Origin of the sequence: Niveibacterium terrae (genome assembly GCF_048213115.1) — a bacterium.
Classification (GTDB): Bacteria; Pseudomonadota; Gammaproteobacteria; order Burkholderiales; family Rhodocyclaceae; genus Niveibacterium; species Niveibacterium terrae.
In genome coordinates this window covers 531663-545635 of record NZ_CP172404.1, presented here as the reverse complement: position 1 = coordinate 545635, position 13973 = coordinate 531663, and the positions used below count along the sequence as shown (strand labels likewise).

The following is a 13973-nucleotide window of genomic DNA, read 5'->3' as shown; positions in this document are numbered from 1 at the left end:
GCATCGGCGCACACCATCCGAACAGGTCCGGCCATGAACTTCGCGATCCAGCCCCCCGAAACCGGGATCCTCAGCAGCCTGCAGGCCCGGCTCGACGGCAAAACCAAACCTCTGGGCAGCCTGGGACGGATCGAGGAAATCGCACGGACTCTGGGTCTGATCCAGCAGAGCGTGACGCCGTGCATCGCCCATCCGGAGATCATCGTCTTCGCTGGCGACCACGGCGCGGCGAAAGCCGGCGTTTCGGCCTACCCCCAGGACGTGACCTGGCAGATGGTCGCCAACATGCTCGGCGGAGGTGCGGCGATCAACGTGTTTGCCCGCCAGGCAGGCCTCGCGCTCTCGGTCGTCGATGCCGGAGTGGCGCGGGATCTCTCCGACCTGCCCGAACAAGGGATTGATGACACCCGCCTGATCCGCGCAAAGATCGCCCTAGGTAGCGCAAACTACCTCAGCGAGCCCGCGCTCACCGCGCCCCAGGTCGAGGCGGCGATCGCGGCCGGCGCAGCCCTGGTCCGCGAACGGGCCGCCGCAGGATGCACCGCGATCGGCTTCGGCGAGATGGGAATCGGCAACACGGCCAGCGCTTCGCTGCTGACCGCGGCGCTGACTCAAGCCTCGCTGCACGACGTGATCGGCCGCGGCACCGGACTCGATGACGCGGGCCTAGCCCGCAAGCACGCGCTGCTCGAAAAAGCCTGGCTGCGCGCCGGCGCACCGCGCGAACCGCTGACGGCACTGTCCGAGTTCGGCGGCCCCGAGATTGCGATGATGGTTGGCGCCTTTCTCGCCGCGGCCGAAGCGAAAATCGTTATCGTCGTCGATGGCTTCATCGTCACCAGCGCGCTGCTCGTCGCCGCGGCGCTGCACCCCGCCGTGCTCAGCTACTGCGTCTTCGCGCACAGCTCGGCCGAACCCGGCCACCGCATCCAGCTCGAACACCTGGGCGCGGCCCCGCTGCTCGAATTCGGACTGCGCCTGGGCGAAGGCACGGGAGCGGCCCTCGCCTTCCCGCTGCTCGCGACGGCCTGCGCGATGCTCGGCGAGATGGCCAGTTTCGAGTCCGCCGGCGTCAGCGGCAAGGAAGGCTGAGCCCTCGGCTTAGCTCCTCTCTACAAACTGTTACACTCGCACCAAGGGAAGACGGCTCTTGCCGTCGGGGAGATCATCCCGGTCGGATTTGTCGGGGGACAAATGCAGCTCCGCGGGGGAAGGAAATACCTGTTCTGCGCCGTTATCTGGACATCAGTGGCGGCGGCCCAACAGCCTGCCGACGATACCGTTCTGGGCCTCGATCTCGATCAGCTCGGCAAGATCGAAGTGCCGCAGAGCGCGACGATCACGCCGACCAGCGCGCGCCGCGTACCGGCTTCGGTGACCGTGGTCGACCGCCAGATGATCCGGGATACCGGCGCCCGCAACCTCTTCGATCTGCTCGAGACTTTCGCACCCGGCTTCCATTACCTTCCCCACCATTGGGAAGCGCCGCACATGGGCATGCGCGGGCTCATCGGAGATCGCGAAGACAAATACCTGATCGTGCTCAACGGCAGGGTGCTCAACGAGAAGACCCACTTCGGCGCGCTCAGCGAGCGCGATCTGCCCATGCTCGACGACATCAGCCGGATCGACGTCGTCCGCGGTCCGGGCTCGGTCATCTACGGGCCGGGCGCGGTGTCGATGGTCATCAGCATCCAGACTGAGAGCTTCGCCGACAACAGCGGGGATGCCAGCACGGTCAAGCTCGGCGCTTTCGAGCAATTTCAGAGTCTGGAGCTGAAAAAGGTGCTGACCTTTGGCGAGGATCGCCACGGCCTGCTGCTCTATGCCGGAATCAGCAATTACGACGGCGCGGACCAGAGCAACTCGGCGATGGTCTATGGGAATACCTTGACGACGGCCTGGGGCGACCAGGCCAGGGCGGGAGAGGCCGCCAGCTTCGCGGTCCCGAATAACCACGAAGCCTGGCGCGATCTGGCCAAGCTCAAATTGCACGCGGACTATCAGTACCGCGATTTCCGTGCCTGGCTGCGCTATAGCCGCGGCGGCGAGCAGCTCGCCTCCGAGCACAAGGTTTTCACTACGCCGCCGATGGGCTCGGCAACCGAAGGCACGGCCGAGTCGGCCTTCCCTGTGCAAGGGGTCGGTTACCAGCAGCTGACGCTGGATCTCGCGCAGCGCTGGAGCCTGACTCCGACGAGCTCGCTGGAACTCAAGGGTGGCTATGAGAGCTTCGACTACGAGCGCCGCTTCACGACTCCGCTCGACGTGCTGAACGCCCGGTTCGAGAGCCATCGCGAAGAGGAGTACCTGTTGCGCGCGACCTACTCCGGTCACCCGAGCGAAACCCAGTCACTCGCCCTGGGCGCCGAATATGTCTATTCGCGCTTCGGCCTGAAGAGCCCCGGCTACCCGGACCTCGAAGCCTGGTCTTCGACTCTGGGCGCGATCGAGCCCTGGGGCAGCTCGGCGATCGGCCTCTTCGGCGAGCATCAGTGGCAGTGGTCCGACACGCTGACCCAGTTCTTCGGCCTCCGGGCCGACAAGGACGACTATTCGGAGTGGATGTGGTCGCCGCGATGGTCGCTGGTCTACGCGCCGAATGAACAGGACACCTTCAAATCGGTGCTGAGCCGTTCGGTGCGCAAGAACAATGCCGAAGAGCTGCGCAAGCAGCACCTCGCCGGCCAGACCTCGGCGCCCGAAGAGCTCAGCGGCCTGGAGCTGATCTATCAGCGCGCCTTCTCGCCAGCGCTGAAGCTGAACCTGTCGATGTATTACAACAAGGCCGAGATCTTCGGCTTCGAATCGACCACGCTCAGTTCAACCCGGGTCGCCGACTTCACCTATGGCGGAGCCGAACTGGAACTGGGCTACAAGACCGACTCCGTGCGGGTAGACTTTTCCCACTCCTGGACCAAGCTGCGCGACTTCAACATCGCCCCCGGCGCCCGCCAGAAAGTCTCGGCCGCGGCCCAGGGCTTCGGCAATGACCTGAGCAACTGGAGCAGTCAGATGACCAAGCTGGCCGCCTCCTGGCAGGCCTGTGCCGACTGGCGCCTGTCTGGCAGCGTGCGCGTGTTCTGGGGCTACCCCGGCGCCCAGGACATGATCGACTACACCAACGCGGCCAACAGCGGACTCGTCTCCGGCGCTTATTCGGCCACCGCCTCGTCCGACCCGGGCTACGAGGACAGCACGGGCCCGGCGACCTTCCTCGATCTGGGCGCCGAATACCGGATAGGCCGCAATGACCATGTCAGCCTGAACGGCTACAATTTGCTCGGCTGGCTGGATCAGAAGAACAACAAGCGGATGTATCTGATCAACGTCAGCAATTACCGCTCAGAAGCCGCGGCGCTCGCGCTGAGCTACCGTCACGCATTCTGAGCCCCCGATGCGCGCCCTGCTGATCCTGATCGCCGCAACGCTCGCCACGCTGGATCCGCTAATCGCGAGCGCCGCCGCGCGGGACTCGCAGGTCAAGGCCGCCTATCTCGCCAACTTCACCCGCTACATCGCCTGGCCTCATGAAGTCCGGCATCAGATCTGTCTGGTTGGCGCCGATGAAATCGCCTCCTGGCTGGAACACGGCAAGAGTCCTCTTGCGGTCAAACGCATTGCCGACCCCGCCGAAGTCGACAGCTGCAGCCTGCTCTTCCTCGGCCGCGACAGCACCCAGACCCGACAGTGGCTTGCCGCCGCACGCAACAAGACGATCCTGACGGTCGGCGAACAGGAAGGTTTCTTGCAAAAAGGCGGGATCATCAATCTTGTCCTGCGCAACAACACGCTGCGCTTCGAAGTGAGCCTTGAAAACGCCCAGCGCGCTCGACTGGTGTTCAGCTCCCGTCTGCTAGCCCTGGCTGAACGCGTCGAGGCTGTCGCCCCATGAAGCTCGAACGCCGACTGCTCTGGCTCAGCCTTGGAGTCCTGCTGCTCGGAGTCGTGCTGAACTCCTCGCTGCTGCTGATCTACGAACAGGCCACCTACCGCGATCGCCTGGAACAGGATCTGCGCAGCCAGGCGCGGATCCTGGGCCTGAACAGCGCCGCGGCGCTCACCTTCAATGATCCGGGCGCGGCACGGGAAAACCTGGGCACACTGAGCTCCAGCCCATCGATCTCTCTGGCCTGCCTCTACGACCTGAATCAGCGGGCTTTCGCCCACTACAGCCCCACCGAACAAGCCTGCCCCGCCCCGAACGAGGGTGCGCCCTCGGGGAAAATCCAGCACGTCGAAGCGATCCGGGACAAAGGGGAACGAAGAGGGACGATTCTGCTCCAGGAAAATCTGCCCAGTCTGGCGCAGCGTCTGCCCCGCTACAGCCTCAGCCTGCTTGGCAGCATTGGTGTCGAAGCCCTGCTGATCCTGGTTCTCGTTCTGGCCCTGCGGGCCAGGGTATTGCGCCCGGTCGACGATCTGGCCCGGCTAGCCAAGCGCGTCACGGACGAGCGCGACTACCGGCTCAGAGTCGCGGTGCGCGGCGACGATGAGATCAGTGCGCTGGGCGATGCCGTCAACCGGATGCTCGAAGCGGTCGAGGAGCGCGATGCCGCAGTCAGGGATGGCAGTCGTCTGCTGCAGAACCTGATCGATCACGCTCCGGCAACGATCACGGTCAAGTCCCGCGACGGCCACTACCTGCTCGTCAACAAGCAGTTCGCGTCGCTGACCGGCCGCGACGCCTCGACGCTGATCGGACAGGCTGACACAGCCCTGTTCGGCACCGAGCTGGTCGCAGCCCAGGGCGCACGCGCCCGGGAGGTCGCCGAGACCGGGGGAGTCCTGCGCCACGAGGAAACCCTGGGCGGGCGCGCCTGGCTCTGTGAGCAGTTCCCGCTGCTGAATTCGCAGGGAGTCACCTATGCGCTCTGCTCGATCGCGACCGATATCACCGAGCAGCGCGCAACCCGGGCATCGCTCGCCAAAGCCCTGGCTGAGCTGACTGAGCTGAACGAATCGCTCGAGGCACGCGTCGCCGAGCGCAGCGCGGAGCTCGAAAGAGCGATGCAGCAGCTCGTGCAAAGCGAAAAACTCGCGGCCCTGGGTAGTCTGGTTGCCGGAGTCGCCCACGAGCTGAACACACCTATCGGAATGGTCGTAACCCTGTCCTCCAGCCTGATCGAGAAAGCGCGTGAATTCCTGCCGCAGTTGCAGCAGAACCGGCTCTCCCGGCACGCCTTCGAGGAGTTCGTCGCGAGCCTCAGTGAAGGCATGGAGTTGATCGAAAAGAACAGCCTGCGCGCCGGCCGCCTGATCAGCGACTTCAAGCAGGTCGCGATCGACCAGACCAGCATGAGGCGACGGCATTTCGCGCTCGCCGAGCTCGTCGCCAACACGCTGCATTCGCTCGCGCCGCTTTTCAAACACCGCAGGCACCGCGTCGAGAGCCGGATACCCGAAGGGCTTGAGTGCGACAGCTATCCCGGCGCGATCGAGCAGATCATGACCAACCTGATCCAGAACGCACTGGTCCATGGTCTCTCCGAAAAACCCGAAGGGCGGATAGAGATCAGCGCTCACCGCGAAGGTGACAACGCGGTGCTGCAGATTCAGGACGACGGCAAGGGAATCGAAGAGCAGGCGCTGCGCCACCTGTTCGAGCCTTTCTTCACGACCCGGCTGGGCGTCGGCGGCAGCGGGCTGGGCCTCTACATCGTCCACACCCTCGCCTGTGGCGTGCTCGGCGGGGATATCTCGGCGAGCAACGCCGAGGGCGGAGGAGCCCGTTTCCGGCTCAGTTTCCCGCTGGAGAGTCCGGTCCGCCGGACCGACAAGGCTCAGCAGAGCTGAAGCGCCGCTACAATCGAATCCCCTTCAAGTCGGTTTGCCGGATGCGCTACCAGCTCGAACTCTTCTTCACCGCCCTGGGCTTCTTCACCCGCCTACCCGTTCCTGGCTGGGTGCCCTACTCGCCCGAGCGCCTCAACGCCTCGACCCGCTACTTTCCGCTCGCCGGCCTCGCGATCGCCGCAATCGCCGCCGCGACGCTGTGGCTCGCCGCCCATATCCTTCCCTGGCCCGTCGCGGTGCTGCTGGCCATGATCGCGAGCCTGCGCGCCAGCGGCGTCTTCCACGAGGACGGCCTCGCCGACAGCGCCGACGGCCTGGGCGGAGGCTGGGACAAGACCCAGGTGCTCGCGATCATGAAGGATTCGCGCCTCGGCACTTACGGAACCGTGACCCTGATCGGCGCTCTGGCGCTGAAATTTGCGACGCTGCAGGCGCTCGGCCTGCAAGGGGCGGTGCTCGCGCTCGTCGCGATCCACCCCTTCTCGCGCTTCTGCGCAACGCTGATCATCCGCGCTCTGCCCTATGTCCGCGAAGACGCGAGCGCGAAATCCAAGCCGGTCGGAGAGCGGATCGGCGCCCATGAACTCACGATCGCCGCGCTGATCGGCCTCGCCCCGCTGGCCCTGCTGCCCCCGCTGCGCGCGCTCGCGGTGCTCGCCCTCGGACTCGCGGTCACGCTGTGGTGGGGGCTTTATCTGAAGCGCCGCCTCGGCGGCTTCACCGGCGACTGCCTCGGTGCGACCCAGCAGCTCGCCGAACTCGCCGGCTACCTCGTCTGCTGCGCACAATGGAACTCGCTCTGATCCGCCATCCGCCGGTCGCTGTCGCGGCCGGCCTCTGCTACGGCGCCAGCGATGTCGCGTTGGCTGCCTCTCCCGACCAGGACATCGCCCGACTCAAAGCCCTGCTGCCCGAAAGCTTCGCGCTGTGGTCCAGCCCGCTCACGCGCTGCCGGCAGCTCGCCGAAGGCCTGGGCGAGGCGAGGCTCGATCAGCGCCTCGCCGAGATCGACTTCGGCGAATGGGAGATGAAGAGCTTCGACACGATCGGGCGCGCGGCGCTGAACCGCTGGGCGCTGGACCCTGTCGGCCACGTCCCGCCAGGCGGCGAGTCGGCCCTCCAGATGGCCGAACGGGCGCTTGCCTTCCTCGCCGAGCGACAGGTGGAAGGCGGATCGCAGGTCTTCGTCGCGCACGGCGGGCCTCTGCGCGCGATCGCCGGCCAGCTGCTCGGCCTCGCCCCCGAGCGCTGGCTCGCGCTCGACTTCGCGCCAGCCCGCCTCGCCCGCTTCGCGCTCGACGGTCGCGGCGCCCGCCTGCTCGGCTTCAACCTGTAAGGCTACATTCCGACACATCGCGGCCAGCCCGCGCTGCCAGCATAAAGCCCCCCACCCACCGCCCGAGAACAAGATGAAACCGACCCGGATCGCGAGCCTGCTCGCGCTGACCCTGCCCCTCGCCGCCCATGCCGATGAAGGCATGTGGACCTTCGATACTCCACCGCTCACTGCGCTGGCAAGCCAGTACAAGTTCAAGCCCGACGCAAGCTGGCTCGAAGGCCTTCGCCTCGCCGCGGTGAACCTCGGCGGCGCGTCGGCCTCCTTCGTCTCGAAGAACGGCCTCGTGTTGACCAACCACCACGTCGCGCTGGGCTGTGTCCAGGATCTGTCCGATGCCGCGCACGATTTTGTAAAGAAAGGTTTCAGTGCCGCAACGCTGTCCGCCGAGCGCCGCTGCCCCGGACTCGAAGCGACGGTGCTGGTCGGCATCGAGGATGTGACCGCGCGGATCCGCGCCGCGAGCGCCCAAGGCTCGGAGACCGAACGCGCTGCCGCGCGCCGCGCCGAGATCGCCGCGATCGAGAAAGACTGCAAGGCGGCCCCCGGTCAGAGCTGCAAGGTCGTCACGCTTTATCAGGGCGCGGCCTACCACCTGTACCGCAGCGAGCGCTACGACGACGTGCGTCTCGTCTTCGCTCCGGAATTCCAGGCCGCCTTCTTCGGCGGCGACCCCGACAACTTCGTCTATCCGCGCTACGCCTACGACATGTCGCTGGTTCGCGTCTATCGCGACGGCAAACCGGTCAAACCCAAATCCTGGCTGCGCTGGAACGATGCCGGCCCCACCGAGGGAGAGCTGCTCTTCGTCGCCGGCCATCCCGGCCGCACCCAGCGCCTGCTGACCGCGAGCCAGCTCGGCTTCCTGCGCGACGTGACCAATCCTCTCCGCCTCGCCGCCTATGAGCGACGCATCAAGGCACTGAAGGCATTCGCGGCGAGCTCACCGGAAGCCGCGCGGCGCGCAGCCGACAGCATCTTCGGGCTGGAGAACGGTTACAAGAGCACGCGCGGCGCCCAGGACTCGCTCGTCACGACCGACCTGCTCGCCCGCAAGGTGGAGGCCGAAAAGACGCTGCGCGCCAAGAGCGCCGGCAAGGTCGAGGGCGACCCCTGGGCCGAAGTCGATGCGGTGCTCGCCAAAGCTGCCCCCCGCGCAAAGGCCGACGCGCTGCAGAGCTTCGACCGCCAGGGTCTGCTGGGCATCGCCGGCCACCTGGTCCAGCTCGCCGCCGAGCGCAACAAACCCAACGGCGAGCGCCTGCCCGAATACCGCGACGCGCTGCTGCCCCGCCTGACCGGTTCGCTGACTGCGACCGCGCCCTACTACAAGGATCTGGAACAGGTTCTGCTGCTCGACCGGCTGGATCAGGCGACGAGCGAACTGGGCGCCGATCACCCCTATACGAAGGCGCTCACCGGCAACCGTGCCGACGGCAAGGCCTACCTCACCCAGGCGATTGCGCAGACAAAGCTGGACGACCCGGCCGAACGCCGCCGTCTGCTTGATGGCGGAGCGGCCGCGATCGCCGCTTCGTCCGATCCGCTGATCGTCCTCGCCCGCGCCCTCGACCCCCTGGTCCGCGAAACCCGGCACTTCGAAGAGGACGAACAGGTCGCCCCTCTGGCCCGCGCCGCCGAACGGATAGAGGCCGCCCGCTACGCCGCGTTCGGCAGTTCGGTCGCGCCGGACGCGACCGGCACGCTGCGCTTCTCCTACGGTACGGCCAGGGGCTATGACTGGTATGGCTTCACGGTGCCGTGGAAGACCACGGTGGCGGGGCTCTTCGACCGTTCTTCAAGCTTCGACGGCAAGACGCCTTTCGATCTCGCCCCGAAGTGGAAAGCCGCGCAGAAGAAGCTCGATCCGGCAACGCCTATGGACTATGTGCTGACGGCCGACATCGTTGGCGGCAATTCCGGCTCGCCGGTCGTCAACCGCCAGGGCGAGCTGGTCGGCCTGATCTTCGACGGCAACCCGAGTTCGCTTGCGAACTACTACGTCTACGGGGATCGGACCGAGCGCGCACTGGCCGTCCATCCGAAACTGATCACCGAGGGTCTGGACAAGGTCTACGGCGCGAAGGCGGTGCTGCGCGAGTTGCGCGGACGCTGAACGCCCTCGGAGCCAAGGGCAGGCCCGATTCCGGATTTGCCCTGTCTGACTAGTCACGGCAAAGGCAGCAAATGCTTGTCGATGCGTCTCTGTATCGACAAGCACAACAGCCTCGAGCTGCCTCCGTAGTAAACTCGCGCCCCAAACTACGCCACGGCCAGCCCGGGGCGCACAACAGCCGGCCGTCCGCTGTCCGGCGCGAGGAATTCGATGACGACAAACCAGGAGTCGGGCACGCGACCCGATCTTTCTTCCCCTTCCGTGCGCGCGATCTACTCGCGCCTGCTCGGCTACGTCCGCCCCTACTGGAAGGCTTTCGTCGTCGCTGCACTGTGCATGGTCTTCACCGCGGCGACCGAATCGACCTTCCCCGCCGTGATGAACTTTCTGCTCGACAAGGGCTTCAAGGCGCCCTCGCCCGAGATGGTCTGGATGATCCCGCTGGGTTTGGTCGGCCTGTTCTTCGTACGCGGCATCGCGGTATTTTGCTCCGGCTATGTGATGTCGTGGATCACCAGCAATGTCGTGATGACGCTGCGCCGCGAGATGTTCGCGAAGCTGCTGCGCCTGCCAACCCGCTACTACGCCGACAATTCGCCTGGCGCGCTGATCTCGAAAGTCGTGTTCGACACGAACAACATCTCCGATGCGTCGTCGAACGGCATCATCACGATGATCCGCGAATCGCTGACCCTGGTCGGCCTGCTCGGCTATCTGCTCTGGCTGGACTGGAAGCTGACCTTGATCGCGTTGTCGGTCGGTCCGCTCGTAATCACGACCGTGCAGCGCTTCGGCAAGCGGCTGCGCGATGCGAGCCAGCGCGGTTATGAGTCGATGGGCCAGATCACCCACATCCTCGAAGAGGCGACCGGCGCGCACAAGGTCGTCAAGATCTTCGGCGGCCAGAGCTACGAGAAGAAGCGCTTCATGGAAGCGACTGCGCGCTACCGCCGCGCCCAGATGCGCGAAGCGATCCCGGCTTCGGTCACGGTGCCGATCACCCACCTTGCCTCGGCGATCTCGGTCGCAATCATCATCTTCATCGCGCTCTACGACGTCAGCCACAACGGCAAGACCAGCGTCGGCAGCTTCGTCGGCTTCATCACCGGCCTGCTCATGCTGCTCGCTCCGGCCAAGCGCCTGACCGAGGTGAACAATACGATCACGCGCGGCGTCGCGGCGGCCGAGAGCATCTTCAAACTGCTCGACCTCGCCCCCGAAGCCGACGAAGGCAAGAAGGAGCTGGGTCGCGCCCACGGCGATGTCCGCTTCGAGGACGTCCAGTTCAGCTACCCGGACAGCGAGCGGATCGCGCTCGCCGGCATCGACATCGACGTGAAGGCCGGCGAGACGATCGCACTGGTCGGCGCCTCGGGCAGCGGCAAGAGCACGCTGGTCTCGCTGCTGCCGCGCTTTTATTCGCCACAGAGCGGTCGCATCCTGATCGACGGCGTCGACATCGCCGAACTGAGCCTCGCCAGCCTGCGCGAGAACATCTCGCTGGTCAGCCAGGACGTCGTGCTGTTCAACGACAGCGTCGCCGCGAACATCGCCTACGGCAGCGCGGATATCCACGGCGAGGAGGACATCATTGCCGCAGCGCGCGCCGCGAATGCGTGGGGCTTCATCGAAGCGATGCCCGAAGGCCTTGCAACCCCGGTCGGTTCGAACGGGGTCAAAATCTCCGGCGGCCAGCGCCAACGCCTCGCAATCGCCCGCGCGCTGCTCAAGAACGCTCCGATCCTGATCCTCGACGAAGCGACCTCGGCGCTCGACACCGAATCGGAGCGCCTGGTCCAGGCTGCGCTCTCGGTGCTGATGCAGGGGCGCACGACCTTCGTGATCGCGCACCGACTCTCGACCATCGAGAGCGCTGACCGCATCCTGGTCATGGATCGCGGTCGCGTCGTCGAAGCCGGCCGCCACGCCGAGCTGCTCGCGCTGGGTGGCCGCTACGCCCACCTGCACCAGCTGCAGTTCCAAAGCGAAGCGGCACCGGAATGAGCCGCCCGATTCCGATCCTGATGTACCACCAGATCGACGCTTCGCCACCACGGGGAACCCCCTGGCGCAGCCTGATCGTCACGCCGTCGGCCTTCGCCCGGCAGATGGCCTTGCTGCGCTTCTTCGGCTACCGCGGAGTCTCGATGAGCGATCTGGAGTCCGGACTCAGCGGCGAGCGCACCGAAAAGCTTGTCGGGATCACCTTCGACGACGGCTTCCGCAACAATTTCGAGTTCGCGCTGCCGGTGCTGCGAGCGAACGGCTTCACCGCGACCTGCTATGCGATCAGCAACGCCCTGGGGGGGAGAAACGCCTGGGATGAGGACAAGGGCGTTGAGCAAAAAGCCCTGATGTCGGCGGGCGAACTCCGCCAATGGGCCGCGGCTGGGATGGATGTCGGCGCCCACACTCGCCACCACGTCGACCTGCAGACGCTGAGCACCGAGGCGGCCCGAGACGAGATCGCCGGAGCGAAGCGCGAACTCGAAGCTGCGCTGGGCTCAGAAGTGCGCCATTTCTGCTATCCCTTCGGCAGTTTCAATGCCGCCCACCGCGCGATGGCCGAAGAAGCCGGTTATCACAGCGCGACAACGGTGCAACGCGGCCGCGCCTGCGCCGCCGACGACCGCTTCGCGCTGCCCCGCATTCCGATCGTGCATTCGACGAGCCTGCCCGTCTTCTTCGCCAAGATTGCGACTCACTACGAGGACAAACACCGATGAGTCCGCGTCTGCGCATTGCGGTGCTGTCCCGTCGCTTCGACCCGGCGGGAGGCGGCGCCGAACGCTATGCGATCGCGCTGGTCCAGCAGCTCGCGAGCCGGCACGAGATCCATGTGTTCGCGCAGGAATTCCTGATCGAGATTCCCGGCGTCGTCAATCACCGCGTCCCCCGCATTCTGACCCGGCCGCGCTGGCTGAACCTCGGCTGGTTCTCGGCCTGGACGCACTGGCAGACCCGGCGCGGCTTCGACATCGTCCATTCGCACGAAGCGGTCTCGCACGGTGACGTGCAGACCATCCATGTGCGACCGATCCGCGCGACCCGCTTCTCCGGGATCCATGGCTGGCAACGCTTCGCGCGCTGGCTCGGCGTGCTGACCAGCCCCCGGCTCGCGTTCTACTTCTGGATCGAAGCGGCGCGCCTGAAACCCGGCCGTCGCCTGATCGCGGTCTCGGAAGCGCTGCGCGACGATGTCATCGCGGCCTATCCGGCGCTCGCCGGGAAGATAGACATAGTGCCGCCCGGAGTCACTCCAGCCCAAGCCGGCTCGGATCGCGAGACAACCCGGGCGCACCATGGCATTCCGTCCGAGGCACCTCTTCTGCTCTTCATCGCTGGCGACTACGACAAGAAAGGGCTTCCGGCGCTGCAAGAGGCTCTGGTCTCCCACCCCGACGCCCACCTGCTCGTGGTCGGCAATGCAAACTACATCCCGCCAGCGCGCCGACTGGCCGAAGAGCTGGGCATCGCCGAACGGGTGCATTTCGCCGGAGTGCTCGCCGACCCGTCCCTCGCCTACCGCGCCGCCGATCTGCTCGCCCATCCGACGCTCGAAGACACTTTCGGCATGGTCGTCGTCGAAGCGATGGCCTACGGCCTGCCGGTCATCGTCAGCGCCGCGCCCTGGTGCGGCATCAGCGCGACCCTCGCCGACGGCGAAGACGCGCTGATGCTGCCCGACCCGCGCGACAGCGAACACCTGGCGCAGCAGATCGGCCGGCTGCTCAACGATGCCGCACTGCGCGATCGCCTCGCCAGGGCCGGCCTCGCTGTCGCCGCGCGCTTCGACTGGCCCCGGATTGCCTGCCTGCAGGAAACGCTCTATCTGCGCACCATTGCCACGGAAACCCAGCCCGAATGACTCGCCCCGAACTCTCTATCCTGATTCCGACCTGGAACAATCTGGATTGCCTGAAGCACTGCTTGGCGAGCCTGAAGCGCTCCCTGGACCCCGCGGTCGAAGTCGTTCTGCACATCAATGACGGCAGCGACGGCACGCTGGACTGGGTCAGGGAACAGGGCATCGCCTACACGCATACGACGAAGAACGTCGGCATCTGCCATGCGATGAACCTTGCCCGCAGCCGCGCTCACGGTCGCTACCTGATGTATCTGAACGACGACATGTTCGTCTGTCCGGATCTGGACAAACGCCTGCTCGATAGGGCCGAGGCCTTCAGAAGCGAAGGCATCAAGCACTTCATGATCTCGGGCACGCTGATCGAAGGGCGGGACTCGGGCAACGATTCGGCCATCGTCGCCGACTACGGTAGCGACTGGGCGAGCTTTCGCGAAGCCGACCTCGTCCGCGACCTTCCCCGCCTCGCCAGAGCGGACTGGACCGGTGCAACCTGGCCCCCGCTGCTACTGCCGGCCGACACCTGGGACATCGTCGGCGGCTTCAGCATCGAGTTCTCGCCCGGCATGTACTCCGACCCCGACCTGTCGATGAAGCTGTGGCATCTCGGTTGCCGGCATTTCCTCGGCGTCGGCGATGCGCTCGTCTACCATTTCGCGTCGCGCTCGACGAAGAGGATCCGGCACAACAAGGGCCGACGACAGTTCCTGCACAAATGGGAGATAAGCTCTTCGACTTTCACCCGCCATGTGCTGCACCGCGGGAGCCCCTGGAAGGGCGCACTCCCCGAACCGGATACCGATCCGGCTTACCGGCGCAAACGCTGGCTGGACAAGCTCAAGCTCAGATTCTGCTGAGGA

11 protein-coding genes are annotated in these 13973 nt (G+C 65.8%); all 11 read left to right on the top strand.

Annotation, left to right across the window (positions count from 1 at the left end):
* Window positions 1-33: 33 nt before the first annotated feature.
* The 11 genes from cobT to ACHFB9_RS02540 all read left to right on the top strand — a co-directional run bounded on the left by cobT (window position 34) and on the right by ACHFB9_RS02540 (window position 13970).
* Entirely contained in the window at window positions 34-1092 is a 1059-nt protein-coding gene (gene cobT / locus ACHFB9_RS02590) for a nicotinate-nucleotide--dimethylbenzimidazole phosphoribosyltransferase (RefSeq protein ID WP_417069424.1), read from the top strand.
* 156 nt (window positions 1093-1248) lie between these two features.
* Window positions 1249-3390, top strand: a complete 2142-nt coding sequence (locus ACHFB9_RS02585) for a TonB-dependent receptor plug domain-containing protein (protein ID WP_417069423.1) — start codon at window positions 1249-1251, stop codon at window positions 3388-3390.
* Between the two features lie 7 nt (window positions 3391-3397).
* On the top strand, window positions 3398-3895 hold the full coding sequence (locus tag ACHFB9_RS02580) for a YfiR family protein (RefSeq protein ID WP_417069422.1): 498 nt from the start codon (window positions 3398-3400) through the stop codon (window positions 3893-3895).
* On the top strand, window positions 3892-5796 hold the full coding sequence (locus tag ACHFB9_RS02575; protein WP_417069421.1) for an ATP-binding protein: 1905 nt from the start codon (window positions 3892-3894) through the stop codon (window positions 5794-5796). The genes ACHFB9_RS02580 and ACHFB9_RS02575 overlap by 4 nt, the downstream gene beginning before the upstream one ends.
* Before the next feature lie 41 nt (window positions 5797-5837).
* Window positions 5838-6599 carry an adenosylcobinamide-GDP ribazoletransferase gene (locus ACHFB9_RS02570; protein WP_417069420.1) on the top strand — a complete coding sequence of 254 codons (762 nt, stop codon included), beginning with the start codon at window positions 5838-5840 and terminating at the stop codon, window positions 6597-6599.
* Window positions 6584-7132, top strand: coding sequence for an alpha-ribazole phosphatase family protein (cobC, locus tag ACHFB9_RS02565; protein ID WP_417069419.1), 549 nt, complete (start codon window positions 6584-6586; stop codon window positions 7130-7132). The genes ACHFB9_RS02570 and cobC overlap by 16 nt, the downstream gene beginning before the upstream one ends.
* A 73-nt stretch (window positions 7133-7205) precedes the next feature.
* The gene (locus ACHFB9_RS02560; RefSeq protein WP_417069418.1) at window positions 7206-9248 is read left to right on the top strand and encodes a S46 family peptidase; all 2043 of its coding nucleotides are present in this window, start codon (window positions 7206-7208) and stop codon (window positions 9246-9248) included.
* 210 nt (window positions 9249-9458) lie between these two features.
* A complete protein-coding gene (msbA, locus tag ACHFB9_RS02555; protein WP_417069417.1) occupies window positions 9459-11252 on the top strand; it encodes a lipid A export permease/ATP-binding protein MsbA in 1794 nt (597 codons plus the stop codon).
* Window positions 11249-11974, top strand: coding sequence for a polysaccharide deacetylase family protein (locus tag ACHFB9_RS02550; RefSeq protein ID WP_417069416.1), 726 nt, complete (start codon window positions 11249-11251; stop codon window positions 11972-11974). Before msbA ends, ACHFB9_RS02550 begins: the two co-directional genes overlap by 4 nt.
* Complete coding sequence (locus tag ACHFB9_RS02545; RefSeq protein WP_417069415.1) at window positions 11971-13116, top strand: glycosyltransferase family 4 protein; 1146 nt, start codon at window positions 11971-11973, stop codon at window positions 13114-13116. The genes ACHFB9_RS02550 and ACHFB9_RS02545 overlap by 4 nt, the downstream gene beginning before the upstream one ends.
* Window positions 13113-13970 carry a glycosyltransferase family 2 protein gene (locus ACHFB9_RS02540; protein WP_417069414.1) on the top strand — a complete coding sequence of 286 codons (858 nt, stop codon included), beginning with the start codon at window positions 13113-13115 and terminating at the stop codon, window positions 13968-13970. Before ACHFB9_RS02545 ends, ACHFB9_RS02540 begins: the two co-directional genes overlap by 4 nt.
* Window positions 13971-13973 lie beyond the last annotated feature (3 nt).

What these genes read in the sequence shown, in the direction of transcription:
- cobT (WP_417069424.1), top strand. Translation starts at nt 34, where the DNA reads ATGAACTTCGCGATCCAGCCCCCCGAAACCGGGATCCTCAGCAGCCTG.
- ACHFB9_RS02580 (WP_417069422.1), top strand. Translation starts at nt 3,398, where the DNA reads ATGCGCGCCCTGCTGATCCTGATCGCCGCAACGCTCGCCACGCTGGAT.
- ACHFB9_RS02575 (WP_417069421.1), top strand. Translation starts at nt 3,892, where the DNA reads ATGAAGCTCGAACGCCGACTGCTCTGGCTCAGCCTTGGAGTCCTGCTG.
- ACHFB9_RS02570 (WP_417069420.1), top strand. Translation starts at nt 5,838, where the DNA reads ATGCGCTACCAGCTCGAACTCTTCTTCACCGCCCTGGGCTTCTTCACC.
- cobC (WP_417069419.1), top strand. Translation starts at nt 6,584, where the DNA reads ATGGAACTCGCTCTGATCCGCCATCCGCCGGTCGCTGTCGCGGCCGGC.
- ACHFB9_RS02560 (WP_417069418.1), top strand. Translation starts at nt 7,206, where the DNA reads ATGAAACCGACCCGGATCGCGAGCCTGCTCGCGCTGACCCTGCCCCTC.
- msbA (WP_417069417.1), top strand. Translation starts at nt 9,459, where the DNA reads ATGACGACAAACCAGGAGTCGGGCACGCGACCCGATCTTTCTTCCCCT.
- ACHFB9_RS02550 (WP_417069416.1), top strand. Translation starts at nt 11,249, where the DNA reads ATGAGCCGCCCGATTCCGATCCTGATGTACCACCAGATCGACGCTTCG.
- ACHFB9_RS02545 (WP_417069415.1), top strand. Translation starts at nt 11,971, where the DNA reads ATGAGTCCGCGTCTGCGCATTGCGGTGCTGTCCCGTCGCTTCGACCCG.
- ACHFB9_RS02540 (WP_417069414.1), top strand. Translation starts at nt 13,113, where the DNA reads ATGACTCGCCCCGAACTCTCTATCCTGATTCCGACCTGGAACAATCTG.